This window comes from Rhodanobacter aciditrophus, from assembly GCF_050026795.1.
Taxonomy (GTDB): Bacteria; Pseudomonadota; Gammaproteobacteria; order Xanthomonadales; family Rhodanobacteraceae; genus Rhodanobacter_A.
The window spans coordinates 455810-480843 of sequence record NZ_JALBWP010000011.1 but is presented as its reverse complement, the minus strand read 5'-3'; the positions used below and the strand labels follow the sequence as shown (position 1 = coordinate 480843).

Here is a 25034-nt window from a genome sequence, read left to right as displayed (position 1 = left end):
GTGCCGCGGAACTCGATCCGCGTGTCGTGCCTCATGCCGAAACCAGGCGGCGCCGGAAACCGCCGCGATCAGCCGGTGAGCAGCCGCTCGCAGATCGCCCGGTACAGATCCGGCAGGCGTTCCAGCTCGGCCACGTCCACGCATTCGTCCACCTTGTGGATGCTGGCGTTGACCGGACCGAGCTCCACCACCTCGGCACCCAGCGGCGCGATGAAGCGGCCGTCCGAGGTGCCGCCGCCGGTGCTCTGCGCGGGCTCGACGCCGCACAGCTCGCGGCACACGTCCACCACCACCTTGCGCAGGCGCCCGTCCGGCGGCGTGAGGAAGGGTTCGCCGGAGAGGTTCCAGTCCAGTACGAAATCCAGGCCGTGCCGGCACAGGATCGCCTCGGTGCGCGTGCGCAGGTCGTCGGCGCGGCTGGCGGTGCAGTAGCGGAAGTTGATCAGCGCGGTGAGCTCGCCCGGGATCACGTTGTTGGCGCCGGTGCCTGCGTTGAGGTTGGAAACCTGGAACGAGGTAGGCGGAAAGTCCGCGTTGCCCTCGTCCCAGCGTTCAGCGGCCAGCTCGGCCAGCGCAGGCGCGAAGGCGTGGATCGGGTTCAGTGCCTTCTCCGGATAGGCCACGTGCCCCTGCACGCCACGCACCGTGAGCGCGCCGGAGAGCGAGCCGCGCCGGCCCACGCGGATCAGGTCGCCGAGCCTCTCCTTCGCCGAGGGTTCGCCCACCACGCACCAGTCGATCTGCTCGCCGCGGGCGCGGAAACCTTCGGCCACCTTGCGCACGCCGTCGAGGTTGGTCGGGCCCTCCTCGTCGCTGGTGAGCAGCAGCGCCACGCGGCCGGCATGTCGCGGGTGCGTGGCCACGAACGCTTCCAGCGCCACCGCCATCGCCGCCACCGAGCCCTTCATGTCGGCGGCGCCGCGACCGTAGAGACGAAGGGTGCGGCCATGGATGGTCGCATTCCGATTCTCGCGATCAGGAAGATCGCAAAGGCGAACCACCGGCTCGAACGGCGGACTGTGCCACGAAGCCTCCGGCCCGCTCGGCACCACGTCGGTATGGCCGAGGAAAACGAGCGTCGGGCCGCCGTCGCCGTGCACGGCCCACAGGTTGTCCACGTCGCCATGGCGCAGATGCTCGATGCGGAAGCCCGCGCGCTGCAGCCGTGCGGCCAGCAGTGCCTGGCAGCCGGCGTCGTCCGGCGTCACCGAGCGGCGGCGGATCAGTTCGCAGACAAGATCGAGCACGTCGGACATGGCGGCGGCGGGTCGGCAAAGACGATGCGGCAGCATAGCAGCGCGCCGACGGCGCTCAGCCGGCGATCACCGCTCCCAGCAGGTGCCCCACGCTCCAGGTGATCGCCGCCGCGGCCACGGTGATGGCGAACTGGCGCGCGATCGCGAACAGCATGCCGCGCCCGGTGAACAACGAGGTGCCGGTGCCGATCACCGCCAGCCCCGCAGCGGTGGCGGCGATGCTGCCGAGCACGGCGGCGTGGCCGTGCAGGAACAGGTATGGCACTACCGGGAACGTCGCGCCGAACGCGAACAGGCAGAACGAGGACACCGCCGCGCCCCACGCCGAGCCGCCCAGTTCGTCGGGATCGACGCCGAGGTCCTCGCGCACCACGGTGTCCAGTGCGGCGCGCGGCGTTCCGGCGAGGTGCCCGGCGAGGTGCTCCGCCTCGGCGTGGTCCATGCCCTTGCCGCGGTAGATGCCGGCGATGTGGCGCACGCCGTCCTCCGGTGCCACTGCGAGGCGCTCGGCGCGTTCGGTGATCTGCGCCTGGTAGAACTCGCGCGAGCTGTTCACGCTGAGCCACTCGCCCAGCGCCATCGAGCAGGCACCGGCGACCAGCCCGGCGAGCCCCGCCAGCAGCACCGCACGGTCGCTGGCGGCGGCGCCGGCCATGCCCATCACCAGGCTGACGTTGGAGACCAGGCCGTCGTTGGCGCCCAGCACGGCGGCGCGCAGCGTGTTGCCGCTCTGCGCGCGGTGGCTGTGGCCACGCTCGGCACGCGCCTGCGGCGGCAGGAAATGGTCGCGGTGGCCGCTGCGGTCCACCGGCGTCGCGTCGTGGTCGGCATGCTCCAGCCGCACCACCGTCGGCATCACGAACTCGGTGCCGAAGGCCCGCGCGAACCAACCCAGCACGCGCACGCGTACGCCGGTGCGCGGTGGCGGCACGGCGACCCCAGCCTCGCGCAGCCTCGATTCCCAGAACGCGGCGTTGGCGCGCTCGCCTTCGGCGATACGCTGGTAGGCGCGCGCCAGCCGCGGATCGGCGGCCAGCCCCGCCAGCCGCGCGTACAGCACGGCGTTGTCGCGCTCGATGCGCAGGTTGATGCGGTAACGGCGAGTGCGGCGGTCGCTCATTGCGTCAGCCGTCCAGTTCGTCGTCGCGCTGGCCCAGCCACACCAGCATCGCCAGCAGCACGATGGCGAAGCGGAACGCACTCTCGATGCCGTTCCACTGGCTGGACATCCACATGCCGAACCATTCGCCACCGATCGCCACGAAGCCGCCCAGCCAGAGCAGCACGCCGGTGGCGAGACCGAGCACGGCGATGCGCTTGGCGCGCTGGAACGCCGCTGCCGTCGCGCGGTGCGCCTGCCACAGCCGCCACACGCCCAGCCAGCACAGCGCGGCGGCCAGCGTCTCGGCCGCGATGATCAGCGCGTACGCGGCGCGCTGCAGCAGCGGCGAATGGATAGCGCGGTAGCGGATCTGCGCATCGGGGAAGATCGTGTCCATCGCCAGCACGTGCTGCACGAATGGCCAGTTGCTGGCGTAGTCCGTGAGGTTGCCGAAGGCGACCAGCCCGATCCACAGCGCGATCGCCGCCAGCACCGCGACCTTGCACAGGCGCACGATCATCCGTCAGCGGCCGAACAGCTTCTTGAAGCCGTTGTCGCTGAAACCCACGCTGACGCTGCCGTCCTCCTGCAGCACCACCGGGCGGCGGACCAGCGCGGGATATTCCTTCAGCAGCAGCGTCCACTCCGGATCGGTGCCCGGGTTCTTGCGCTGCGGCAGCAGGTTGCGCCAGGTGGTGGAGGACTTGTTGACCAGCGCCTCCCAGCCGCCGAGCTGCGCCGCCCACGCCTTCAGCGTGGCCGCCGGCACCGGGTTGGCGCGATAGTCCACGAACGTGTACGGCACCGCGAAACGGTCCAGCCAGTTGCGCGCCTTGCGGCAGGTGTCGCAGGTGGTCAGGCCGTAGATGGTCGCGCTCATTCGCCGCTCCGCAGCAGTTCGTTGATCGAGGTCTTGCCGCGCGTCTTCTCGTCCACCTGCTTGACGATGATCGCGGCGTACAGGCTGTGCGAGCCGTCCTTCGCGGGCAGGTTGCCGGCCACCACCACGCTGCCGGCGGGCACGCGGCCGTAGCCGATCTCGCCGGTCATGCGGTTGTAGATGCGGGTGGACTGGCCGAGGAACACGCCCATGCCGATCACGCTGCCCTTCTCCACCACCACGCCCTCGACCACTTCCGAGCGCGCGCCGATGAAGCAGTGGTCCTCGATGATGGTGGGGTTGGCCTGCAACGGCTCCAGCACGCCGCCGATGCCGACGCCGCCGGACAGGTGCACGCCCGCGCCGATCTGCGCGCAGGAGCCCACCGTGGCCCAGGTGTCGACCATGGTGCCGGCCCCGACGTAGGCGCCGATGTTGACGTAGCTGGGCATCAGCACCGCGTCCTTCGCGATATGCGCGCCACGACGCACCAGCGCGCCGGGCACCACGCGCGCGCCCAGGCCCTGCAGCTCGGCGTCGTTGCCGTGGGCGAAGCGCAGCGGCACCTTGTCGAAGGCCTGTGCGGGGCCGCCGTCGACCACGCGGTTGCCGTTGATGCGGAAGTACAGCAGCACCGCCTTCTTCAGCCACTGGTTGACCTTCCAGCCGCCCTGCCCGTCCGGTTCGGCCACGCGGCGCTCGCCGGACTCGAGCAGATCCAGCACCTGGTTGAGCGCAGGGCGCAGGTGGGTCTCGACCTCGGCCTGGGTCAGCTCGTCGCGGCGCCCGAAGGCGTCGTCGATCAGGGATTCGATGCTCTGCATGGCGAATGGACGTCCAAATCAATCGATGAAAACTCCGCCATTGTGCCCGCCCGGGCCGTCGGGGGGAACCGCCATGGCCCGGATACCCACGGCGCAGGCGGCATGGCGCCCGCAAGGTTCGCGGATGGTGATGCCCGGTGCGGCCCGGGCTAGACCAGCGCGAGCAGCAGCGGCACCGCGACGCCGGCGAGGAAAACCGCGACGACGCGCCCCGCATGGCGCGTGTATCGCCATGCCATGTAGAGGCCGGTCAGCGTGGACACGGCCAGCGCCAGTGCGACCAGCGCGGTGAAGATCTTCAGCGGCAGCGGGTTGCCGGCCCTCCGTGCGGCCGTTCCGGCCAGCGGGCGCGCCGCTGGCACGGACGCCGCGTTTGCCGCCGGGCGCAGCTTGCGTACCGGCACATCCATGGTCTGCTTCTTGTGCAGCTGCGCCGCCACCGCCAGCCACTTCGGCGGCGCGTGGCTGCCGTCGCGGGCGCTCTCGTGCAGGCCGAAGGTCTGCAGGCCGCCGGTGATCGCGAAGAACAGCAGGGCCGGCGCCGTGAACACGCCGAGATAGAGGTGCACGAGTCGGCAGCCCTTGAGGAAGCGGTGGATCGGTGGCATGCGGCAAACCAGCAAATGAGAATCGCTATCATTTAACCAGATCGTGCCGCCGACCGGAAGCGGTGCCCGCCCGTCCCCGGAACGGCTCCCGGCGTCGCTCAAGCTTTGCCGCCTTCGGCCGATAAGGGGTACGGCAAGACTCTTGCTTGCCGGTCGGTACGGGCCCGCCGCAACGGCCAGCCCAACCCGAGACTGTGATGGATGAGAGGGCCGCCGCCGTAGAAAAGCAGAGGAAACGCCGCGCACGCCTCGCCCGGGTGCTGGCGTTCACGATGTGCTGCCTGGCTGCCGGCCCGGCGCCGGCGGCGGCCCCCACGCTCGCTGCCGGCGCATCGGCGACGCCGAACGAAGCGGGCCTGCCCTTCATCCGCAATTTCGATCCCAGAAGCTACGGCGCCGCCGCGCAGAACTGGTCCGTGGCGCAGGACAGGCAGGGCGTGATCTACGTGGGCAACGTCGACGGCGCCGTGCTGACCTTCGACGGCGCGCGCTGGCAGCGCATCCCGGTGCCCAACGGCGCCGCGGTGCGCTCGCTGGCGCTGGGCGCGGACGGCCGCATCTACGTGGGCACGGTGGGCAATCTGGGCTACCTGAAGCCGGACGCCTCCGGCCAGCTGGCCTTCGTGTCGCTGCTGGACAAGATCCCGCCCAGCGAGCGCGACTTCGCCGACGTGTGGTCGATCCATCCCACGGGCGGCGGCGTGTTCTTCGCCACCACGACGCAGCTGTTCCGCTATCGCGACGGCGCGATGACGGTGTGGAAGCCGAAGACCTCCTTCCACCTCAGCTTCCTGGTCAATGGCACGCTGTACGTCCGCGAGACGGGCCTGGGCCTGATGCAACTGGACGGCGAGCGGCTGGAACTGTCGCCCGGCGGCAGCCGCTTCGCCGACGAGAAGATCTACGCGCTGCTGCCCTGGCGCGGACCGGGTGCGCAACCGGGCGACCTGCTGGTGGGTACGCGCACCCAGGGCTGGTTCATCCGCCACGGCGACACGTTCCGGCCCTGGATCACCGAGGCGGACGCGGCGATCCGCAAAAGCCAGCTGTACAACGCCAGCTGGCTGGCCGACGGCCGGCTTGCCGCCGGCACGCTGCGGGGCGGCCTGTTCCTGCTCGACGCGCACGGCCGCCTGCTGCGCACGCTGACGCGCAGCAGCGGGCTCACCACGAACATGATGCTGGCACAGTTCCAGGACCGCGAAGGCGGCCTGTGGATCGCCGCCGGCAACGGCATCAGCCGCATCGACCTCGGCTCGCCGCTGACCCAGTACGGCGAGCGCGCCGGGCTGCCTGACGCGGTGCTGGCGCTGCGGCGCCACGCCGGCACGCTCTACGCGGGCACTTCCGACGGCCTGTACCGCCTGGCGGGCGGCGCGGGCCCCCATTTCGAGCGGCTGCCGCAGGTGACAGGGCAGATCTGGGGCCTCGCCGAGGCCGACGGCCAGCTACTGGTCGCCAGCAGCGACGGCGTGTTCGCCGGCTCCGGCGACGCGTTCCGGCAATTGCTCGACACCCGCCAGAGCACGCTGTCGATCTCGGCGCTCGCGCTGTGGTGCTCCGCGCGCGACCCCACGCGCGTGTTCGTGGGCTACCAGGACGGCATCGGCACGCTGCGCCGCGAGGGCAATCGCTGGGTCGACGAAGGCCGCATCGCCGGGGTGCAGCAGGAGGTGCGCACCATCCGGCCGGACGCCGAAGGTCATCTGTGGCTGAGCCTGTGGGTCGGTGGCGCGATCCGCCTGAGCCTGCCACCGGACTGGCAGGGGCCAAGGGACGGACGCGCCGTCAAGGTCGATCGCTTCGGCGTCGCCGCCGGCCTGCCGCCGGAACAGAACGACCTGGTCACGATCGACGGCGCGCTCCGCTTCGTCACCCCGCACGGCATCTACCGCTTCGACGAGGCGAGCGGCCGCTTCTCCGTCGACCCGGCGTTCGCCGGCCTGTTCCCCGACGGCCCGCGACCGATCGACGTGTTGCACCAGGACCGCCGCGGCGGCCTGTGGATGTATGCCGTCACCGATGCCGACGGCACGAAGGAAACCGTCCACGCCATCCGCGCCGGCAAGGGCTGGCGCTGGCAAGCCGCGCCACTGCAGCCGCTGGCGGGCAGCGACATGTCCGTGTTCCTGGACGACGCCGACGGCACCGTGTGGATAGGCGGCGACAAGGGCCTGTTCCGCTACCGCCCGGCATCCGCCCCGCTGCCGGGCGCGCCGCCGCAGACGCTGCTGCGCATGGTGGCCGGGCAAGGCGGCCGCCTGCTGTTCGTCGACCACCCGGCAGACGCGCGGCCGCCGGAAATACCCTACGCGCAGAACTCGATCCGCTTCGAGTTCGCCCTGCCCAGCTACGACCACTTCGACGCCAACCGCTACCAGGTCCGGCTGCAGGGCCTTGACCGCGGCTGGTCGCCGTGGAGCGTCGACGCCTACCGCGACTACACCAACCTGCCCGACGGTCGCTACCGCTTCCACGTGAGGGCGCGCGACGTGTACGGCCGACAGGGCCGGGAAGCCACGTTCGACTTCCGCATCCTGCCGCCGTGGTACCGCACGGCCTGGGCCTGGTTGCTGTGGATCGCCACGGGGATGCTGGCGTTGAGCCTGCTGGTGCGCTGGCGCTCCGCCGCGTTGCGCCGGCGCAACCGCGCACTAGCCACCCTGGTGGCGCGGCGCACCGGCGAGCTGGCCCGGGCCAACCAGGCACTGCAGCAGGCCAACGAGGCGCTCGCCCAGCAGATCATCACCGACCCGCTTACCGGCCTGAAGAACCGCCGCTACCTCAACGAGCACATCGAGCACGACCTGGCCGCCGCGCGCCGCCACTGTCGCGACCGCGGCGGCGCGCAGCTGCTGTTCCTGATGGTGGACATCGACCATTTCAAGCAGATCAACGACAGCTACGGTCACGCCACCGGCGACCGCGTGCTGCTGCAGTTCCGCGACGTGCTGCTGTCGGTGACCCGTGAATCGGACACGCCCGTGCGCCGGGGCGGCGAGGAATTCCTGATCGTGGCGCGCAACGCCCCGCGGGGAGCCGGCCCGCAGTTCGCCGAGCGCATCCGCGCGGCGGTGGCCGGCCAGCGCTTCGACCTCGGCAACGGCCAGCACCTGCACCTCAGCTGCTCGGTGGGCTTCGCCGGCTACCCGTTCTTCGCCAGCGAGCCGGATCGGCTGAACTGGGAGCAGGTGGTGCACGTTGCCGACGAATGCCTGTACGCGGCCAAGCGGCAGGGCCGCAACGCCTGGGCCGGGGTGGCGCCCGTGGCGACGCCTCCGGCCGGCAACGCGATCGACGCGCTGCGTGCGACACTTGCCCGTCTGCCCGCATCCGGACCGCTGCCGGTGCTGACCTCCTGGACCTGCGCGGAACCGGCGGGCGCCTGAAATGCGCGGTCCGGGTGACATCGCGCCTGAACGAAAGGGGGAGCCGTGCCGCGGCGTCCGATCGACACGACCGAACTGACCGTGGGCCTGCCCATGCGCTTCAACGCCTACGACGGGCGGGGCAATCTGCTGCTGTGCGTGGGCCAGGTGATCGGCAGCGAGGCGCAACGCGCGATGCTGCTGCAGCACGGCCTGTTCTATGGTTCCGAGGAGGAATGCCGCGGCCCCCTGCCGCCGCCGTCGGTGGATCTGTCGCCGCTGGCGCGCCTGCTGGACGCACGCCGTCGCCTGCAGGCCATGCTCGCCGGCCCGGCGCCGGCGGATTTCCCCCGCGCGGTGATGGACGTCGCCGCGCAGGTACGCGAAGCCTGCCGGATCAATCCCGACGTGGCGCTGGCCAGCATCCTGCTGCGCACCGAGGGTCCCTACAGCAGCCGCCACGCGGTGAACGCCGCGATCGCCTGCCAGCTCACCGGCACGGCCCTGGCGCTCGACGAAGGCGAGCTGGCGGCGACCGTCGCCGCCGCGCTGACGATGAACATCGGCATGTTCGAGCTGCACGACCGGCTGCTCGCCTGCGAAGGCCCGCTGTCCGACGCGCAGCATGCGGCGGTGCGCGCGCACTGCCAGCTCGGCGTGGCGCGCCTGCGCGAGTTCGGCGTCGCCGACGCCGGCTGGCTGGACGCCGTGCGCGACCACCACGAGCGCAGCGACGGCGGCGGCTATCCCGGCGGCAAGCGCGGGCCGGAGATCGGCCGACCGGCACGCCTGCTGGCCCTCGCGGACGTGTACTGCGCGCGTGTCGCCGGCCGCGACTACCGGCCGCCGCTGCAACCGACGCAGGCGCTGCGCTGGCTGTTCCTCAACGAGGGGGCCATGCTGGACGGAAGCCTCGCGCGCGTGTTCATCAAGACGCTGGGCGTCTACCCGCCGGGCACTGGCGTGCGCCTGCGCAACGGTTCGCTCGCGGTGGTCATCCAGCGCCGGCCCACCGGCCACCAGCCGGTGGTGGCTTCGCTCACCACGCACGACGGCCTGCGCCTCGGCTCGCCGATCCGGCGGCGCGGCGATGTCGAGGCGCACGCCATCGCCGAGGTGGTGGACCTGCCGGCGCTGGGCTTCCGGATCGGCATGGAGGCGCTGTGGGGCGCCGATGCGGCGGACTGATCGCGTCGGCGGCAGGCATCGCTAGGCACCCGGCCCCAGCCGCGCCAGCAGCGACTGGCGCAACCGTTCCTGGCGGGCCTCGTCGAGCGGCGCGTCGCCGCGGTCGCTGAGCTGGAAGAAGTCCTCCACCCGCTCGCCAAAGGTGGCGATGCGCGCGTCGTGCACGCGCACCTCGCAGGCCACCAGTACCTGCGCCACCGCGGCCAGCAGGCCGGGACGGTCGCTGCACACCAGCGCCATGCGGGTGCGCCCGTCGACCTGGCGGAAGTCGATGCGCGGCGGCATCTGGAAGTGCTTCAGCTGGCGCGACATGCTGCGCCGCGGCGGCAGGATCTGCCCGCCCTGCGCCAGTGCGCGCTGCATCCGCTGGCGCAATTCCTCCGCGCGGTCCGCGCTGGCCGGCTGCTGGCCGTCCGCCTCCAGCAACAGGAACGTGTCCATCGCCATGCCGGCGCTGGAACCGAGGACACGCGCCTCCACCACCGAGAAGTGCAGCCGGTCCAGCATCGCGGTGACGCTGGCGAACAGGCCGTCGCGGTCGGGCGTGCAGACGAACAGCTCGGTGCTGCCGCGCACCGACAGCGGATGCACGGCGACCAGCGGCCACGCGCCGTTCGCGCGCACGATCGCCGCGGTCTGCCAGGCGATCTGCTCGGGGCGATGGCGCAGGAAGCTGGAGGTCGGAAACGTGGCCCACGCCCGCTCGGCCGCTTCCGCGGCGATGCCCTCGTCCTGCAGCAGGATCAGCGCCTGCGCGCGGCAGGCGTCGATGCGCGCCGCGGCATCGTGGCCGGGCCGCGTGTCGCTGCGCAGTGTCTGGCGGGTGGCCGTGTACAGGTCGGCCAGCAGGCGGTCCTTCCAGCCGTTCCACAGCTTCGGGCTGGTGCCGATGATGTCGGCCACGGTGAGCAGGTAGAGCCTTCCGAGCCGTTCGCGGTCGCCCACCGCATCGGCGAAGTGCCGCACCACGTCGGGATCGGTGATGTCCTGCCGCTGCGCGGTGGTGCTCATCAGCAGGTGCCAGCGCACCAGCCAGGCCACGCGCTCGCCGTCGGCCGCAGGCAGGCCCAGCTTCGCGCAGAACGCGCGCGCGTCGCCCTCGCCCAGCACCGAGTGGTCGCCGCCGCGGCCCTTGGCGATGTCGTGGAACAGGCCGGCCAGCAGCATCAGCTCCGGCTGGCCGAGACTGGACCAGACGTCGCAGGCGACCGGGAATTCGCTGCGCGCCTCGGGGTCGGCGAAACGCGCCATCTGGCGCAGCACGCGCAGCGTGTGCTCGTCCACGGTATAGACGTGGAACAGGTCGTACTGCATGCGTCCGAACACCTGGCCGAACGCCGGCAGGATCGCGGCCAGCAGGCCGTGCCGGTTCATCCGCCACAGTGCATCCACCGCGGGCGCGCCACGCCGCAGCAGGCGCAGGAAGGCGGCCAGCACGGCGGGATCGTCAGCCAGCTTGCCGTCGTGCAGGGCGGTGGCCTGGTGGATGCGGCGCATGGTGTCGGCGGAAAAGCCGACCAGGCCCCGCTCGTCGAGCCGCGCGATGAACGCCTCTACCAGCGCGGCCGGCCGCCGCGCGAACAGTTCGGGATCGCGCGCCGACAGCCGCGTGCCGTGGCGCACGAAGTCCTCGCCCACCGGCTTCGCCTCGCCGGGCGGCTCCAGCAGCTCGACGAAACGCTCGGCGATCTGCACGCCCAGCCGCTCCACCTGGCTGGCCGCGCGGTAGTAGCCCTGCATGAATTGCTCGACGCCGAGATTCTTCTCGTGCTCGTCCTCGAAACCCAACCGCACGGCCAGCGCACGCTGGTAGTCGAACAGCAGGCGCTCTTCCGGCCGCCCCGCCTCCAGGTGCAGCGCGTAACGGTAGCGGCGCAACGTCGCTTCGGCCTCGCACAGGCTGGCGCGCTCGGCCGGGTCGAGCAGGCCGGCGTCCTGCATCGCCTCGAAGCCGCCGGCATGCGCCAGCCGTCGTCCCAGCCAGCGCAGCGAGTCGAGCGTGCGCAGCCCGCCGGGGCCGTCCTTGAGGTTGGGTTCGAGGTTGCTCGCGGTGTCGTTGTGCCGCGCGTGGCGCGCATCGCGCTCGGCCAGCCGCGCGGCGAGGTACTCGCGCGGCGGCCACAGCGCCGGGTCGTCCACGATGGCGCGCAGCTTCGCATCCATGGCCGGGTCGCCCACCAGCCGGCGCGCATCGAGCAGGCTGGTGAACACACTGGCGTCCGCGGCGGCCAGCGCACGGCACTGCGCCGGCGCGCGCACCGCATGCCCCACCTTGAGGCCCATGTCCCACAGCGTGGCGAAACATTGCTCCAGCGCACGCAGGCGCGCCGGCTCGGGCTGTTCGGCCAGCACCAGCAGGTCCACGTCCGAATGCGGAAACAGCAGGCCGCGGCCGAAGCCGCCCACCGCGAACAGCGCCGCACCGGTCACCTCGCCCAGGCAGGCCGTCCACACGTGCGCCACGATGCGCGCCACCACCTCGCCACGCCGCCGCGCCAGCGCGCTGGCATCGGCGCCGTCGCGGAACGCGGTGGCCAGTGCACGGTCCACGTCGCCGAGCAGCTGCCGCAATGCGCGCCGCGCCTCGGTCGACACGCCCGAGCGCGGCACGGCCGGGGGCAGGCGCGGCAGGAGTGGGAGCACGGCGCTCATGGGCGGAAACCGGTGCGGCGAGAGAGGGACGTCAGTCTGCCACGCCACCCGGCCTTTCCTGCATGGTCGCACCGCGTGTGCGATTGCCTTCCGCCCTGATCGGCGCATAGGCTCCATCGCACACGGGATGCGCCTCTACGCATCCGGCCAGGGCGTGAGGATCTCGAAACCGTCGGCGGTGACCGCGATGGTGTGTTCCCACTGCGCGGAGAGCGAGTGGTCCTTGGTGACCACGGTCCAGCCGTCGGGCAGCTGCTTGGTGTGCGGCTTGCCGGCGTTGATCATCGGCTCGACGGTGAACGTCATGCCTTCCTTCAGCTCCACGCCGGTACCGGGCTTGCCGTAGTGCAGCACCTGGGGCTCGTCGTGGTAGACCTTGCCGATGCCATGGCCGCAGTACTCGCGCACCACGCTGAAACCGGCGGCCTCGGCATGCTGCTGGATCGCGTGGCCCACGTCGCCCAGCGTGGCGCCGGGCTTCACTGCCTGGATGCCGCGCATCATCGCCTCGTGCGTGGTGTCGACCAGCCGCCTGGCCAGCACCGAGGGCGTGCCCACGAAGTACATGCGGCTGGTGTCGCCATGCCAGCCACCCTTGATGACGGTCACGTCGAGGTTGACGATGTCGCCGTCCTTCAGCACCTTGCCCGGGCTGGGGATGCCATGGCAGATCACGTGGTTGACCGAGGTGCACAGCGTCTTGGGAAAGCCATGGTAGCCCACGTTGGCAGGCACCGCCTTCTGCATGTTGACGATGTGCTCGTAGGCCCGGCGGTCCAGCTCCTCGGTGGTGACGCCGGGCTTGACGTATTCCTTGAGCATGGCAAGCACCTCGGCGGCCAGCCGGCCGGCCAGGCGCATGCCTTCGAGGTCCTGGGGGGATTTCAGGGTAATGGCCATGATCTCGCCTATATGGCGGCACAAACGCTGCAATTCCAGCGACTTGCCGCATCGCCGGCGCACCGGCTACAATTGCACGGTTTTGCAGGCTGCACCCGGTGCAATCCACGCCGCCGCAGCGCAAAACGGAACGGGATTGTAACCGCGCCGCGGTACAAGCCCAAACCAACGCCACACACGCATCGGCACCGTCTTCGGGGTGCCGCGCGCAGTTCGCTGCCGCGGTCGAAGCCGGGGATGCGTGGAGGTCCCAACCCCCCGGGCCACACCCAAAAGGCCCAACGCTTAAGGAGTTACACCATGGCTCAAGTCACCATGCGCGAAATGCTCGAAGCCGGCGTGCATTTCGGCCACCAGACCCGTTACTGGAATCCGAAGATGGCGCCGTACATCTTCGGCGCCCGCGGCAAGATCCACATCATCAACCTCGAGAAGACCCTGCCGCTGTTCACCGACGCGATGAACTTCCTGTCGGGCCTGGCGCAGAAGCGCGGCACCATCCTGTTCGTGGGCACCAAGCGCTCCGCCCGCGAGGCGCTGGCCGAGGAAGCCTCGCGCGCCGGGATGCCGTTCGTCACCGCGCGCTGGCTGGGCGGCATGCTCACGAACTTCCGCACCGTGAAGCAGTCGGTGGCCCGCCTCAAGGAGCTGGAGGCCGCCGAGACCGACGGCAGCTTCGACAAGCTGGTCAAGCACGAGGTGCTGGCGCTGCGCCGCGAGCGCGAGAAGCTGCAGAACTCGCTGGGCGGCATCAAGGACATGAACCGCCTGCCCGACGCGCTGTTCGTGATCGACATCGGCCACGAGGACATCGCCGTGCAGGAAGCCCGCAAGCTGGGCATCCCGGTGGTGGCGGTGGTCGACACCAACTACAACCCGCAGCTGGTGGACTACGCGATTCCCGGCAACGACGACGCGATCCGCGCGATCCAGCTGTACGCCCGCGCCGCCGCCGACTCGATCCTGGAGGGCAAGGCTGCCGCGCCGACTGCCGCCCAGGGCGACGCCGACGAGTTCGTCGAACTGGACGAGGAAGGCAACCCGGTCGCCAAGGCGGAGCGCAGCGAGCGCAAGGCCGCGCCGCGCCGCGATGCCGCCCCGCGCAAGGGCGCCGGCGCCCCGCGCCGCGAGGGCGGCCGCGAGGGCCGCGCTCCGCGCGACGCCAAGTAAGCCGATGCGGTGGCGGACAACCGCCGCCGCAGCGACAAGGAGTCTGGGCGGCAGAAACGTTCGAGGCGAAAAGCTCGCACTGTGAGGGCAGATTTTCGCCGGTTCGCCGGCCCATGGTGGTTCCATGGGCCAAGAAGCGGCGGAAATACGTACCGCAGGGCGGGCTCTGCAACCCGAACGGCTTCTGCCACCCAGACTCCGAAGCCCATCCCGGCGTCGTGGCGTGCCCCGCCACGACGCCCCGAGCATTCGAGGAATACCGATGAGCAATATCTCCGCCCAACTCGTCAAGGAACTGCGCGAGCGTTCCGGCGCCGGCATGATGGAGTGCAAGAAGGCGTTGGTCGAGAACAACGGCGACATCGAGGTCGCGATGGAGTGGCTGCGCAAGTCCGGTCTCGCCAAGGCCGACAAGAAGGCCGGCCGCGTGGCTGCCGAAGGCCGCATCGTCGCCGCCCAGGCCGGCGGCAAGGCCGTGCTGGTCGAGGTCAACTGCGAGACCGACTTCGTCACCAAGAACCCCGACTTCGTGAAGTTCAGCGACGCCGTTGCCGAGATCGCGCTGAAGTCCGGCGCCGCCGACATCGACTCGCTGAAGGCTGCCGCCTATCCGGGCGCCGCCAGTGTCGAGGAAGGCGCCAAGGCGCTGGTCGCCACCATCGGCGAGAAGATCGAAGTGCGCCGCATGGCGCGCGTCGAGACCGACGGCACCATCGGCAGCTACATCCACGGCGGCCGCATCGGTGTGCTGGTGGCGCTCAAGGGCGGCTCCGAGGAGCTGGCCAAGGGCATCGCGATGCACGTGGCGGCGATGAACCCGCCCTACGTGAAGGCCGAGGACGTCCCCGCCGACTTCATCGCCAAGGAAAAGGAAATCGCGCTGGCCGCGATGTCGGACAAGGAGAAGAACAAGCCGGCCGACATCCTCGAGAAGATCGTCTCGGGCAAGATCAACAAGATCGTCTCCGAAGTCACCCTGGTCGGCCAGCCCTACGTGCTGGACACCAACGTCACCGTCGGCGAAGCGCTGAAGAAGGAAGGCGCCGACGTGGCCTCGGTGGCGCGCCTGGCCGTGGGCGAAGGCATCGAGAAGGTGCAGGAAGACTACCTGGCCGAAGTCGCCAAGGCGATGCAGGTCTAAGCACCTCCCCCGCAAGCCCTGCGCCCACGGATGGGCGCACGCGAAGCGGAGCCGGATTCGCCTTGCGAATCCGGCGAGTCAAAAAAAGGGCAGGAGCCCCTTTTTGACCATCAGACACGGTGCTCTTCCGCTCTTGGCGACCACCCACTCCGACATGAAAAAGCCGCGGATATCCGCGGCTTTTTCATGTCTTCTGCATCGAGAGCGAAAGCCGGAGCGCCTTGCCTGATGCCTGAAAAGGGCTCCTGCCCTTTTCAGGCTCGCATGGCTCGCCAAGCGAGCCATGCTCCGTCCAGCAGGTCGTAGGCCTGCTGGACGTGGACCCATCCGTGGGCGCATCACCCCCGCAGCGCTTCCAGCGTGGGCGCCACCTGCGCCTCGCGGCCCAGCTCGCGACCGATCGCCGCCAGCCGCTGCGCCAGTTGCGTGGCATCTTGCGCACGGACCGTGGCATGCCCCACCTTGCGGCCGGCGCGCGCCGACTTGCCGTAGTCGTGCCAGTGCGCGTCGACGCCGCGCAGCACGGGCGCCGGATCGGGCAGCTCGCCGATCCAGTTGAACATCGCCGACAGCCCGCGCGCACCGGTATCGCCGAGCGGCAGGCCGAGCACGGCGCGCACGTGGTTCTCGAACTGGCTGGTGTGCGCACCCTCGATCGTCCAATGGCCTGAGTTGTGCACGCGCGGCGCCATCTCGTTGCCGAGCAGCTCGCCGTCCTTCACGAACAGCTCCAGCGCGAACACGCCCACGTAATCCAGGCGCTCGGCCAGCGTGCGCGCCAGCGCGGTGGCGCGCGGCTGCAGCGCGGCGATATCCGGCGCCGGCGCCAGGCTCATCGACAGCACGCCGTCCACGTGCCAGTTGCGGGTCAGCGGCCAGGTGCGGAAGTCGCCGTCGCGGCCACGCACGGCCAGCACCGACAGCTCGCGCTGGAACGGCACGAAGGCTTCGAGGATCAGCCCGTGCCTCGCGGCCTGCGCGCCCAGTTCCGCCCAGGCCGCGTCGGCATCCGCAGTCGTCTTCAGGCGGAACTGGCCCTTGCCGTCGTAACCCAGCCGGCGCGTCTTGAGGATCGCCGGCGCACCCACCGCGGCCAGCGCGCGGTCGAGGTCGGCGCGGGTGTCCACCGCCATGAACTCGGGCGTGGCCAGCCCGCAGTCGCGGAACAGGGTCTTCTCGGCCAGCCGGTCCTGCGCCACCGCCAGCGCACGCGGGTTCGGGAACACCGCCGCCCGCTCGGCCAGCCAGCGCGCCGTCTCGGCCGGCACATTCTCGAAATCGAAGGTGACCACGTCGACCCTGCGCGCGAAGTCTTCCAGCGCGGCGTAGTCGGTCCAGTCGGCCTTGACCAGCGGGGCGACCTGGCCGGCGCAGGCATCGGCGGCGCTGTCCACCACCAGGGTGTTCACGCCCAGCGGCGCAGCCGCCAGCGCCAGCATGCGCGCCAGCTGGCCGCCGCCCAGGATGCCGAGCACGGGTTGGCGGGACGCGCTCATGCGCGGGGGTCCGGCTGGTCGAGCACGGCCTGGGTCTGTTTGGCGCGCCAGTGCTCCAGCGCCTGCGCCAGGCGGGAATCGTGCAGCGCCAGCACCGCCGCCGCGAGCAGCCCCGCATTCACCGCGCCGGCGCGGCCGATCGCCAGGGTGCCCACCGGGACGCCGGCCGGCATCTGCGCGATCGACAGCAGGGAATCCATGCCGTTCAGGGCCTTGGACTGCACCGGCACGCCGAACACCGGCAACCGGGTCTTGGCCGCCAGCATGCCCGGCAGATGGGCCGCGCCGCCGGCGCCGGCCACGATCACCTGGATGCCGCGCCCGGCCGCCTGCTCGGCATAACGGAACAGCAGGTCCGGTGTGCGGTGGGCAGACACCACCTGCACCTCGTGCGCCACGCCCAGCTCGGTCAGCACCCCGGAGGCGTGCTCCATGGTTTCCCAGTCCGAACGCGATCCCATCACCACGCCCACCCGCGGCGTTTCCGTCGTTGCTGTCATGGCCCGGCCGTCCAAAAGTGGTTATTGTACGGGCTTTCCGGATCCGCAACGATTTCGCCCCATGGACAAGCGCCTGCTCGACATCCTGTGCTGCCCGGTGAGCAAGACGCCGGTGCGTCCGCTCGGCCGCGCCGAACTGGACGCGCTGAACGGCGCCATCGCCGCCGGCGGCGTGGCCACGACGGCCGGCACCCCGGTCCGCGGGCGCCTCGACGAAGGCCTGATTACCATCGACCACAAGCTGATCTATCGTGTCGACGACGGCATCCCGGTGATGCTGCCCGAGGAAGGCATCGGCACTACCCAGCTGAACGATTTCCCGCACGCCCCCTGAAGCCGCGTCCCCCACGCACTGACCTCCCGTCGACGGACCGACAATTCATCCGCAGGACGCCGCAGCGCCAACGACAACCTTCCGGTGTGGCCATGAACGAAGCCTTCGAACCGCCCAAGATCGTGCCCCTTGCACCGCGCCTCGACGCCACCGCGGGCGAGCGTGTGGGCGAGCTGCTCAACGCGGTGCGCGGCATCGCCGGCAAGCGGCTGCAGCAGTGCCTGGGCAACCTGTTCGAGCACGTGGACGACGCGCTGTTCGACCTCGCCGAGAAGGCCGAGAACAACGCCACCCAGACACACTACTTCGACGGCATGCGCGAGGTGCGCAAGCGCCGCCCGGCGATCGAGCGACAGTTCCTCACCGCGGTCAACCGTGAACTGGGTGGCCTGGCCAGTCGCGCCGCGCCGAACGCCTCGGCACCGACCATGGCCGAGCTGTCACTGGTGGCCGATGCCGAGCTGGAGGAATCGCTGGCGATCACCAGCATGAGCAGCAAGCACGAGAGCCGGCTGGCGCGCGACCTGTTCGCGATCAACCAGCGCCTCTCCGTGATCTGCGGCGGCCGCAAGATCGACGACGGCGGCAATCCGATCGCCCCGGCGGCGCTGTCGCAGGCGTTCCGCCAGGCGCTGAAGGAGCTGGGCGCGGACATGCGCGTGAAGCTCCTCATCTACAAGCTGTTCGACCGCTACGTGCTTTCCACGCTGGAAGACCTGTACGCCGAAGCCAATGCCGAACTGGCCCGGGCCGGTGTGCTGCCGCAGCTGCGCCCGGTGGCGCCACGCGGCGCCGGCGCGCCCCGCGGCAGTGCACAGGCGGCACCCGCCGGGGCCGCGATGGCTGGCACGGGCATGGACGAGGCCGCCGATCCCGCTGCGGCCGAGCTGCTGCAGACCCTGCACGGCCTGTTCGTCGCGCGCCGCGGCGGCGATGCCTCCCCGCTGGCCGGACAGGTCGGCGATGCCGGCGGACCGCCGCCTTCCGTCAGCGAGCTGCTGGGCGCGCTCAGCGTGCTGCAGACCCAGCTGGCGGCTGGCAGCATGCCAGCGCCGTCGCTGGTAAGCGGCGCCGGCAGCTTCGACCGCGAGGCCGTGGCGCAACTGAAGGAACAGCTGCTGGGGCAACTCGGCGCGCTGCGCGGCGCCCGCCCCAGCCATGTCGCCAGCATCGACGAGGACACCATCGACCTGGTCGGCATGCTGTTCGAGTTCATCCTCGAGGACCAGACCCTGCCGGCCGAGATGCAGGTGATGCTGGCGCGGCTGCAGATCCCCTACCTCAAGGCGGCGATCCTCGACCGCAAGATGTTCGCCCATCGCCAGCACCCCGCGCGCCGCCTGCTCGACGCGCTGGCGGAGCAGGCCAAGGGCTGGTCGCCGGAATCGGACCGCGACGGCCGCCTGCACGACAAGGTCAAGAGCATCGTCGACCAGCTGCTGCACGAATTCGACGACGACCTCGGCATCTTCGAGCGCCTGCTGCTCGACCTGCAGCAGTTCCACGAGCTCAACCGGCGCCGCTCCGAACTGGCCGAGCAGCGCGTGGCCGAGTCCACCCGCGGCCGCGAGAAGCTGGAGCAGGCGCGCCGCCGCGCCGCCCGCGAGATCGTCGATCGCATCGACGGCCGCAAGTTGCCGCCGCTGGTGCACGAGGTCCTGGCGCGCGCCTGGGCCAATCATCTGGTGCTGGTGCTGCTGCGCCAGGGCGAGGAATCGGCCGAGTTCCGCGACGGGCTGCGCTTCGTCGACGATTTCATCGCCAGCACGCGGCCGGCGCAGGACGCCACCGCACGCCAGCAGCTGCGCCAGCTGCTGCCCGGCATCGAGCGCGCGCTGCGCCAGGGCCTGGCCAACGTGGCCTTCCAGCCGCAGGACATCGAGCGCCTGCTGGCGCAGCTGCGCGACTGGTACCGCCAGCAGCTGGGCGAGCCCGTGCGGGACGCCGCACCGGCCGCCGACGCCGAGGCCGACGCCGCCAATGTCATCGCCGCGATACCGGAAAGCATCCAGCCCATCGTCGAACAGGCGGAGGCGGCGGACGAGTTGCCGGAGGAGAGCGTACCGGTCGCCACCGACAGCCCCGAGTGGCAGCAGGTGGAGGCGCTGCAGCCAGGCGTGTGGCTGGAGTTCCAGCTGCCCGACGAGCCGATGGTGCGCGCCAAGCTGTCGTGGATCAGCCCGATGAGCGGCCGCTACCTGTTCGTCAACCGGCGCGGCCTGAAGGTGGCCGATTACGCGCCGCAGGAGCTGGCCGTGCTGCTGGCCGGCGGCCACGCCCAGGTACTGGCCACCAATGCGCTGTTCGACCGCGCGATGAGCGCCATCGTCAGCCGCCTGCGCCAGCCAGGCACCCCGGACCCGAACACCGACGACGAATGAATGCCAAGCTCCCGTTCGACCCGCCGCCTCCCGAACTGATCGCTGCCGACGTGGAACGCGCCTTCGCCGAGGATCTCGGCAAAGGCGACGCCACCGCCGAACTGCTGCCGGACGCCGCCGTGGCCGAAGCCGTGCTCACCTGCCGCGACGACGCGGTGATCGCCGGTGCGCCCTGGTTCGACGCCTGCTTCCGGCGTATGGATCCGGCCGTGCGCATCGACTGGCAGACGCGCGACGGCGAACGCGTCGCGCCCGGCACGGTGATCTGCCGGCTGTCCGGCCACGCCCGCTCGCTGGTGAGCGCCGAACGCTCGGCATTGAACTTCCTGCAGTTGCTGTCCGGCACCGCCACCGCCACCGCAAGCCATGTGGCCGCCGTGGCCGGCACCGGCACGCGCGTGCTCGACACCCGCAAGACCGTGCCTGGCCTGCGCCTGGCGCAGAAGTACGCGGTGCGCTGCGGCGGCGGCCACAACCACCGCATTGGCCTGTACGACGCGATCCTGGTCAAGGAAAACCACATCATCGCTGCCGGCGGCATCGCGCCGGCGGCGGCGGCGGCACGCCGCCTGCACCCCGACCTGCTGCTGGAAGTCGAGGTGGAGAACCTCGACGAGCTGCAGCAGGCCATTGCCGCCGGCGTGGACCGCATCATGCTCGACAATTTCACCGCGCCGCTGATGCGCGAGGCCGTGCAGCTCACCGCCGGCCGCGTGCCGCTGGAGGTGTCCGGCAACGTCGACCTCTCCACCATCGGCGAATACGCGCGCACCGGCGTCGACTACGTCTCGGTGGGCGCGCTGACCAAGCACGTCCACGCGGTGGATCTCTCGCTGCGCCTGCGGGTCGGGTAGTCCGGAACGCGTCTTGCGCACCGCCCTGCCCGCCCACACACTGCGGGCATGGGCAACGTCGACGACCTCCTGGTACTGCTGGCGCTGGTCGCGGTGACCGGGCTGTGGCTGAAGCTGAGCGCGGCGCGCGAGCGCGCGGCCGCCGAGGCGCGGCAGCAATGCGAACGCCATGGCCTGCAGCTGCTGGACGAAACCGTGGGCCTGCGCGCGCTGCGCCTGCGCCACGTGGCCGGCCGGCGCCGGCTGGAACGCTGCTACGGTTTCGAGGTGAGCATCGACGGGGCGGACCGCGAGCAAGGCTCGCTGTGGATGCTGGGCGACACGCTGAGCGAGCTGCGGCTGCCCACGGTGGTGCTCACTCCGCCGGCGCCCGTGGCAACGGCCGCAACGCCGGCCTCCGCCAGGTCGGTGGAACCGGCCACCAACCAACCGGGCGGACCCGCTTCCGGCGGCAACATGGTGCCGCTGCGGCCGCGCCGGCATTCCGGCGGCGACAGCCTGCACTAGGAGCCCGTTCGCGGCCGACGGCGGCCTACTTGATCACCCGCAGATGCGGCGCGCCGCGCTTGGGCTTGTCGTCGCCGCCGCCGGACGACGGCTCGTCGGGCGCCGGCGCGGGCGGCGGGGTGTCACCGCCTTCCTCCTCGGCCGGGAACATCATGCCCTGTCCGTTTTCCTGGGCGTACAACGCCAGCACCGCGCCCACCGGAATGCGCACGACGTGGCTCACGCCGGAGAAGCGCGCGGAGAAACCGATCCAGTCGTTGCCCAGCTCCAGGTTCGCCACCGCGCGCATCGCGATGTTCAGCACCACCTGGCCGTTCTTCACCACCTGCGGCGGCACACGCACGCCCTCGGCGGTGGCGTCGATCAGCATGTACGGGGTGAGGCCGTTGTCGCTGATCCAGTCGTAGATCGCCCGCAGCAGGTACGGACGGTTGGAGGTCATCGGTTGCGTTGTTTCGCTCATCAGGGTCGCATGGCCTTCTCTTGCTCGGTCATGCTGCGCGCAAAACCCTGGCTGTGGAACAGGCGCTCGCCGTAGTCGACGATCGGCTTGCCCTCGCGGCCGAGATCCACGCCCAGCCAGGGCAGCCGCCAAACCACCGGCGCCACCAGGCAATCGGCCAGGCTCATCTCGGGGTTGAGGAAGAACTTCGCCGCCTTGAACAGCGGCAGCGCGGCCAGCAGGTGGGCCCGCAGGCGCTTGCGCGCCGGCTCGGCGGAGCGGCCGCCGGCGCGGATGGTGTCGACCTCGGTCAGCCAGTCCTTCTCGATGCGAACCGCCGCCACGCGCAAACGCGCGCGGGAGAGTGGATCGATGGGCATCAGCGGCGGATGCGGGTAGCGCTCGTCGAGGTACTCGCACACCACGCTGGCGTCGTACAGGGTGAGGTCGCGATCGACCAGGGTGGGCGTGGTGCCGTACGGGTTGAGGTCGAGCAGGTCCTCCGGCGGCTTGCTCGGGTCCACCAGTACCCGCTCGTAGCTGACGCCCTTGGCGGCCAGCACCAGACGGGCGCGGTGACACTGGATGTCATCGGCCGTGGTGTAGAGGGTGAGTGCGGTACGCGAGCGGGCGCTTGGAACCATGCGCGGTATTCCCTGTTGCGGTTGCACGGAGCGGCGCCCCGAAGGTGCGCCGCGTCCGCTGGGTGCTTCTCCCGGAAGAATCAGTGCACGTCTTTCCAGTATTCCTTCTTGAGAAAGTAGGCCAGCAGGGTGAACAGCGCGAGGAACAGCACCACCCATACGCCGTAATGGTGACGCTGCAGGGCCGCCGGCTCCGAAACGTACTCCAGGAAGTTCACCAGATCACGTGTCGCCTGCTGGTACTGCGCCGGAGTCAGCTTGCCGGGGCGGGACAGTTCCAGCTTCTCCACCTCGTCGGTGCCGGGCTTGGTCACCGCGGTCTGCTGGCCCTGCAGCTCCCACAGCGGGAACGGCATCGCCGCGTTCGGCAACGTGGTGTTGTTCCAGCCGATCGGGCTCTTCGGATCGAGATAGAAAGTGTTGAGGTAGGTGTAGACCCAGTCGGGGGTCTTCGCGCTCACTTCCAGCGACAGGTCCGGCGGCGCCTTGCCGAACCACTTCGCCGCGTCCTCCGCCGGCATGTGCGAGATCACCGGATCGTCGAACTTGGCACCGGTGAAGTCGAGGTTCTGCATCACCTGCTGCTCGGTGAGCCCGAGGTCGTCGGCGATGCGCGAGTAGCGCATGTACTTCAGCGAGTGGCAGCCCACGCAGTAGTTGAAGAACAGCTTGGCGCCGCGCTGCAGCGAGGCCTGGTCGCGCACGCTGGAGCCCGATGCCATCAACCCGCTGCCCTCGGCCCGTACTGCCGGCTGGCCGGCGAGCAGCAGACCCAGGGTCAGCGCGACCGCGGGAAGGATCCGTTTCATCAAGAGCGTCGGCTTAGTCATGCATCGTCACCCGATCCGGAACCGGCTTGGTCTTCTCCCAGCCGAAATAGGTATAGGCCCACAGGAACGCGAAGAAGCCGAAGTAGATCAGCGTCATCGTGCGGCCGAATGCGTTTTCCCAGACAGTGAGGTCGACGTTGCCGAACCAGGCCGGGATCACTTCCGCGGTGATGCCCGCGCCCACCGAACCGAGGCCGAAGAACGCGACCACGAACAGCGCCAGCGCCACCTTGTAGCCGGTGCCGCGATAGCGGATCGACTTCACCTTGCCGCGGTCGAACCACGGCAGCAGGAACAGCACCGCGATCGCACCGAACATCGCCAGCACGCCCCACACCGCGGTGCCGGCGAACGACGGAATCATGCGCACGATCGCGTAGAACGGGGTGAAGTACCACACCGGCTTGATCTCCGCCGGGGTGACCAGATTGTTCGCGGCGATCGAGTTGTCGTGCTCGAGGAACCAGCCACCGAAGGTCGGCGCGAAGAAGATGATGAAGGCCGCCACGATCAGGAAGAAGCCAACCCCGAACAGGTCCTTCACCGTGTAGTACGGGTGGAACGGGATGCCGTCGACCGGCGCGGTCGGGCTCCAGCGGTTGCCTTTGGGACCGTGCTTGACGTCCACGCCGTCGGGGTTGTTCGAGCCCACCTCGTGCAGGGCGGCCAGGTGCAGCACCACCAGCAGCAACAGCACCAGCGGCAGCGCGATCACGTGCAACGCGAAGAAGCGGTTCAGCGTGGCGTCGGCGGGCAGGAAGTCGCCCATGATCCATTCGACCAGGTCCTTGCCGATCACCGGGATGGTGCCGAACAGCGACACGATCACCTTGGCGCCCCAGAACGACATGTTGCCCCACGGCAGCACGTAGCCCATGAAGGCCTCCGCCATCAGCACCAGGAAGATCAGCATGCCGAGCAGCCAGACCAGTTCGCGCGGCTTCTTGTACGAGCCGTACATCATGCCGCGGAACATGTGCAGGAACACCACCACGAAGAACAGCGATGCGCCGGTGGAATGCATGTAGCGGATCAGCCAGCCCCACTCCACGTCGCGCATGATGTACTGCACCGAGTCGAAGGCGCCGGCCGCGCTCGGGTTGTAGTTCATCGTGAGGAAGATGCCGGTGACGATCTGGTTGACAAGCACCAGCATCGCCAGCGAGCCGAAGTAGTACCAGAGGTTGAAATTCTTCGGCGCGTAGTACTCGGTCATGTGTTTGCGGTACACGGGCGCGAGGCCCGGAGCGCGCTCGTTGACCCAGTCGCCGATGCTCGAGAATACGTTCGCCATCACGCGGCCCCCTGCGGATCCACGCCGATCTGCACGGTCGTGTCGTCGATGAAGTGGTACGGCGGGATCTCCATGTTCTTCGGCGCAGGCACGCCCTGGTACACGCGGCCGGCCATGTCGTAGCGCGAGTGGTGGCAGGGGCAGTAGTAGCCGCCCTGCCAGTTCGGGTCGAACGGCTCGGGCTTCATCTCGCCCACGTAGTTCGGCACGCAGCCCAGGTGGGTGCAGATGCCGACCATCACCAGCCACTCGGGCTTGATCGAGCGCGTCTCGTTCTGCGCGTACTTCGGCTGCTGGGTAGCGGACGTGCCGTCGGACTTCGGGTCGACGAGGCGCGGGTCCTGCTTCGGCAGCGCGGCCAGCTGCGCCGGCGTGCGGTTGACGATGAACACCGGCAGGCTGCGCCAGCCGACGATCAGCTGCTGGCCGGGCTCGATCTTCTTGAGGGATTGGGTGACCGGAGCTCCGGCGGCCTTGGCTCGCGCGCTGGGTTCCCACGACTTGATGAAGGGCACGGCCGCCGAGACGATTCCCACACCACCGACCACTGCAGTGGCCGTCGTGAGAAACCGGCGGCGGCCATGATCGACGACTTCGTTCGCCATCAGGCTCTCCGGTACTTGATGCGTCAGGAAGGGCTCGCGCCCCAGCAATGATTTGGAA

General features: G+C 70.1%; 23 protein-coding genes. 8 read left to right on the top strand and 15 right to left on the bottom strand.

The annotated features are described in order from the left end of the window. Window positions 1–68 precede the first annotated feature (68 nt). The 6 genes from dapE to ACQGNW_RS10880 all read right to left on the bottom strand — a co-directional run bounded on the left by dapE (window position 69) and on the right by ACQGNW_RS10880 (window position 4670). Entirely contained in the window at window positions 69–1256 is a 1188-nt protein-coding gene (gene dapE / locus ACQGNW_RS10905) for a succinyl-diaminopimelate desuccinylase (protein WP_426663185.1), read from the bottom strand. Between the two features lie 55 nt (window positions 1257–1311). Further along, a complete protein-coding gene (locus ACQGNW_RS10900; protein WP_426663184.1) occupies window positions 1312–2376 on the bottom strand; it encodes a VIT1/CCC1 transporter family protein in 1065 nt (354 codons plus the stop codon). A 4-nt stretch (window positions 2377–2380) separates the two neighbouring features. Further along, a complete protein-coding gene (locus ACQGNW_RS10895; protein WP_426663183.1) occupies window positions 2381–2878 on the bottom strand; it encodes a DUF2165 family protein in 498 nt (165 codons plus the stop codon). A gap of 3 nt (window positions 2879–2881) precedes the next feature. Next, complete coding sequence (locus tag ACQGNW_RS10890; protein ID WP_426663182.1) at window positions 2882–3238, bottom strand: Spx/MgsR family RNA polymerase-binding regulatory protein; 357 nt, start codon at window positions 3236–3238, stop codon at window positions 2882–2884. After that, window positions 3235–4062, bottom strand: a complete 828-nt coding sequence (dapD, locus tag ACQGNW_RS10885; protein ID WP_426663181.1) for a 2,3,4,5-tetrahydropyridine-2,6-dicarboxylate N-succinyltransferase — start codon at window positions 4060–4062, stop codon at window positions 3235–3237. Before dapD ends, ACQGNW_RS10890 begins: the two co-directional genes overlap by 4 nt. Before the next feature lie 149 nt (window positions 4063–4211). Next, the gene (locus tag ACQGNW_RS10880; RefSeq protein WP_426663180.1) at window positions 4212–4670 is read right to left on the bottom strand and encodes a PepSY domain-containing protein; all 459 of its coding nucleotides are present in this window, start codon (window positions 4668–4670) and stop codon (window positions 4212–4214) included. A gap of 197 nt (window positions 4671–4867) precedes the next feature. Here ACQGNW_RS10880 and ACQGNW_RS10875 point away from each other — a divergent pair, with 197 nt between their 5' ends. Beyond that, the gene (locus ACQGNW_RS10875; protein WP_426663179.1) at window positions 4868–8059 is read left to right on the top strand and encodes a ligand-binding sensor domain-containing diguanylate cyclase; all 3192 of its coding nucleotides are present in this window, start codon (window positions 4868–4870) and stop codon (window positions 8057–8059) included. 45 nt (window positions 8060–8104) lie between these two features. Further along, entirely contained in the window at window positions 8105–9226 is a 1122-nt protein-coding gene (locus ACQGNW_RS10870; RefSeq protein ID WP_426663178.1) for an HD-GYP domain-containing protein, read from the top strand. Between the two features lie 21 nt (window positions 9227–9247). Here the strand turns inward: ACQGNW_RS10870 and glnD are convergent, their stop codons facing one another. Together glnD and map are read right to left on the bottom strand one after the other, a co-directional pair. After that, window positions 9248–11878, bottom strand: a complete 2631-nt coding sequence (gene glnD, locus ACQGNW_RS10865; protein WP_426663177.1) for a [protein-PII] uridylyltransferase — start codon at window positions 11876–11878, stop codon at window positions 9248–9250. Between the two features lie 135 nt (window positions 11879–12013). Continuing rightward, complete coding sequence (gene map / locus ACQGNW_RS10860; protein WP_426663176.1) at window positions 12014–12778, bottom strand: type I methionyl aminopeptidase; 765 nt, start codon at window positions 12776–12778, stop codon at window positions 12014–12016. Window positions 12779–13078: 300 nt separating this feature from the next. Between map and rpsB the strand changes: the two genes are divergently transcribed. Further along, the gene (rpsB, locus tag ACQGNW_RS10855) at window positions 13079–13948 is read left to right on the top strand and encodes a 30S ribosomal protein S2 (protein ID WP_426663175.1); all 870 of its coding nucleotides are present in this window, start codon (window positions 13079–13081) and stop codon (window positions 13946–13948) included. Between the two features lie 262 nt (window positions 13949–14210). Next, window positions 14211–15089, top strand: coding sequence for a translation elongation factor Ts (gene tsf, locus ACQGNW_RS10850; protein ID WP_426663174.1), 879 nt, complete (start codon window positions 14211–14213; stop codon window positions 15087–15089). A 338-nt stretch (window positions 15090–15427) separates the two neighbouring features. On the opposite strand, the gene ACQGNW_RS10845 is transcribed toward tsf, so the two are convergent. Both ACQGNW_RS10845 and purE read right to left on the bottom strand, forming a co-directional pair. Further along, window positions 15428–16585 carry a 5-(carboxyamino)imidazole ribonucleotide synthase gene (locus ACQGNW_RS10845; RefSeq protein ID WP_426663173.1) on the bottom strand — a complete coding sequence of 386 codons (1158 nt, stop codon included), beginning with the start codon at window positions 16583–16585 and terminating at the stop codon, window positions 15428–15430. Continuing rightward, a complete protein-coding gene (purE, locus tag ACQGNW_RS10840; RefSeq protein ID WP_426663171.1) occupies window positions 16582–17085 on the bottom strand; it encodes a 5-(carboxyamino)imidazole ribonucleotide mutase in 504 nt (167 codons plus the stop codon). Before purE ends, ACQGNW_RS10845 begins: the two co-directional genes overlap by 4 nt. A gap of 61 nt (window positions 17086–17146) precedes the next feature. Between purE and ACQGNW_RS10835 the strand changes: the two genes are divergently transcribed. The 4 genes from ACQGNW_RS10835 to ACQGNW_RS10820 all read left to right on the top strand — a co-directional run bounded on the left by ACQGNW_RS10835 (window position 17147) and on the right by ACQGNW_RS10820 (window position 21161). Continuing rightward, a complete protein-coding gene (locus ACQGNW_RS10835) occupies window positions 17147–17419 on the top strand; it encodes a Trm112 family protein (RefSeq protein ID WP_426663170.1) in 273 nt (90 codons plus the stop codon). A gap of 92 nt (window positions 17420–17511) precedes the next feature. After that, window positions 17512–19800 (top strand): DUF1631 domain-containing protein, encoded by a 2289-nt coding sequence (locus ACQGNW_RS10830; RefSeq protein ID WP_426663169.1) that lies wholly within the window; start codon window positions 17512–17514, stop codon window positions 19798–19800. Further along, window positions 19797–20654 (top strand): carboxylating nicotinate-nucleotide diphosphorylase, encoded by an 858-nt coding sequence (gene nadC, locus ACQGNW_RS10825; RefSeq protein ID WP_426663168.1) that lies wholly within the window; start codon window positions 19797–19799, stop codon window positions 20652–20654. Before ACQGNW_RS10830 ends, nadC begins: the two co-directional genes overlap by 4 nt. A 48-nt stretch (window positions 20655–20702) precedes the next feature. Continuing rightward, the gene (locus ACQGNW_RS10820) at window positions 20703–21161 is read left to right on the top strand and encodes a DUF3301 domain-containing protein (RefSeq protein ID WP_426663167.1); all 459 of its coding nucleotides are present in this window, start codon (window positions 20703–20705) and stop codon (window positions 21159–21161) included. Window positions 21162–21186: 25 nt separating this feature from the next. Here ACQGNW_RS10820 and ACQGNW_RS10815 read toward each other — a convergent pair whose 3' ends face one another. The 5 genes from ACQGNW_RS10815 to petA all read right to left on the bottom strand — a co-directional run bounded on the left by ACQGNW_RS10815 (window position 21187) and on the right by petA (window position 24976). Then, window positions 21187–21624: a ClpXP protease specificity-enhancing factor gene (locus tag ACQGNW_RS10815; RefSeq protein ID WP_426663166.1), complete on the bottom strand. Its 438-nt coding sequence runs from the start codon at window positions 21622–21624 to the stop codon at window positions 21187–21189. Further along, the gene (locus ACQGNW_RS10810; protein WP_426663165.1) at window positions 21624–22247 is read right to left on the bottom strand and encodes a glutathione S-transferase N-terminal domain-containing protein; all 624 of its coding nucleotides are present in this window, start codon (window positions 22245–22247) and stop codon (window positions 21624–21626) included. Before ACQGNW_RS10810 ends, ACQGNW_RS10815 begins: the two co-directional genes overlap by 1 nt. Window positions 22248–22327: 80 nt before the next feature. Beyond that, complete coding sequence (locus ACQGNW_RS10805) at window positions 22328–23056, bottom strand: cytochrome c1 (protein WP_426663164.1); 729 nt, start codon at window positions 23054–23056, stop codon at window positions 22328–22330. A gap of 13 nt (window positions 23057–23069) precedes the next feature. Further along, window positions 23070–24371, bottom strand: a complete 1302-nt coding sequence (locus tag ACQGNW_RS10800; RefSeq protein ID WP_426663163.1) for a cytochrome b — start codon at window positions 24369–24371, stop codon at window positions 23070–23072. Next, complete coding sequence (gene petA / locus ACQGNW_RS10795) at window positions 24371–24976, bottom strand: ubiquinol-cytochrome c reductase iron-sulfur subunit (protein WP_426663162.1); 606 nt, start codon at window positions 24974–24976, stop codon at window positions 24371–24373. The genes ACQGNW_RS10800 and petA overlap by 1 nt, the downstream gene beginning before the upstream one ends. Window positions 24977–25034: the final 58 nt, after the last annotated feature.

Bases quoted from the DNA above. Each gene is read 5' to 3' on its own strand.
- dapE (WP_426663185.1), bottom strand. From the start codon at position 1,256: ATGTCCGACGTGCTCGATCTTGTCTGCGAACTGATCCGCCGCCGCTCG.
- ACQGNW_RS10900 (WP_426663184.1), bottom strand. From the start codon at position 2,376: ATGAGCGACCGCCGCACTCGCCGTTACCGCATCAACCTGCGCATCGAG.
- ACQGNW_RS10895 (WP_426663183.1), bottom strand. From the start codon at position 2,878: ATGATCGTGCGCCTGTGCAAGGTCGCGGTGCTGGCGGCGATCGCGCTG.
- ACQGNW_RS10890 (WP_426663182.1), bottom strand. From the start codon at position 3,238: ATGAGCGCGACCATCTACGGCCTGACCACCTGCGACACCTGCCGCAAG.
- dapD (WP_426663181.1), bottom strand. From the start codon at position 4,062: ATGCAGAGCATCGAATCCCTGATCGACGACGCCTTCGGGCGCCGCGAC.
- ACQGNW_RS10880 (WP_426663180.1), bottom strand. From the start codon at position 4,670: ATGCCACCGATCCACCGCTTCCTCAAGGGCTGCCGACTCGTGCACCTC.
- ACQGNW_RS10875 (WP_426663179.1), top strand. From the start codon at position 4,868: ATGGATGAGAGGGCCGCCGCCGTAGAAAAGCAGAGGAAACGCCGCGCA.
- glnD (WP_426663177.1), bottom strand. From the start codon at position 11,878: ATGAGCGCCGTGCTCCCACTCCTGCCGCGCCTGCCCCCGGCCGTGCCG.
- map (WP_426663176.1), bottom strand. From the start codon at position 12,778: ATGGCCATTACCCTGAAATCCCCCCAGGACCTCGAAGGCATGCGCCTG.
- rpsB (WP_426663175.1), top strand. From the start codon at position 13,079: ATGGCTCAAGTCACCATGCGCGAAATGCTCGAAGCCGGCGTGCATTTC.
- tsf (WP_426663174.1), top strand. From the start codon at position 14,211: ATGAGCAATATCTCCGCCCAACTCGTCAAGGAACTGCGCGAGCGTTCC.
- ACQGNW_RS10845 (WP_426663173.1), bottom strand. From the start codon at position 16,585: ATGAGCGCGTCCCGCCAACCCGTGCTCGGCATCCTGGGCGGCGGCCAG.
- purE (WP_426663171.1), bottom strand. From the start codon at position 17,085: ATGACAGCAACGACGGAAACGCCGCGGGTGGGCGTGGTGATGGGATCG.
- ACQGNW_RS10835 (WP_426663170.1), top strand. From the start codon at position 17,147: ATGGACAAGCGCCTGCTCGACATCCTGTGCTGCCCGGTGAGCAAGACG.
- ACQGNW_RS10830 (WP_426663169.1), top strand. From the start codon at position 17,512: ATGAACGAAGCCTTCGAACCGCCCAAGATCGTGCCCCTTGCACCGCGC.
- nadC (WP_426663168.1), top strand. From the start codon at position 19,797: ATGAATGCCAAGCTCCCGTTCGACCCGCCGCCTCCCGAACTGATCGCT.
- ACQGNW_RS10820 (WP_426663167.1), top strand. From the start codon at position 20,703: ATGGGCAACGTCGACGACCTCCTGGTACTGCTGGCGCTGGTCGCGGTG.
- ACQGNW_RS10815 (WP_426663166.1), bottom strand. From the start codon at position 21,624: ATGAGCGAAACAACGCAACCGATGACCTCCAACCGTCCGTACCTGCTG.
- ACQGNW_RS10810 (WP_426663165.1), bottom strand. From the start codon at position 22,247: ATGGTTCCAAGCGCCCGCTCGCGTACCGCACTCACCCTCTACACCACG.
- ACQGNW_RS10805 (WP_426663164.1), bottom strand. From the start codon at position 23,056: ATGAAACGGATCCTTCCCGCGGTCGCGCTGACCCTGGGTCTGCTGCTC.
- ACQGNW_RS10800 (WP_426663163.1), bottom strand. From the start codon at position 24,371: ATGGCGAACGTATTCTCGAGCATCGGCGACTGGGTCAACGAGCGCGCT.
- petA (WP_426663162.1), bottom strand. From the start codon at position 24,976: ATGGCGAACGAAGTCGTCGATCATGGCCGCCGCCGGTTTCTCACGACG.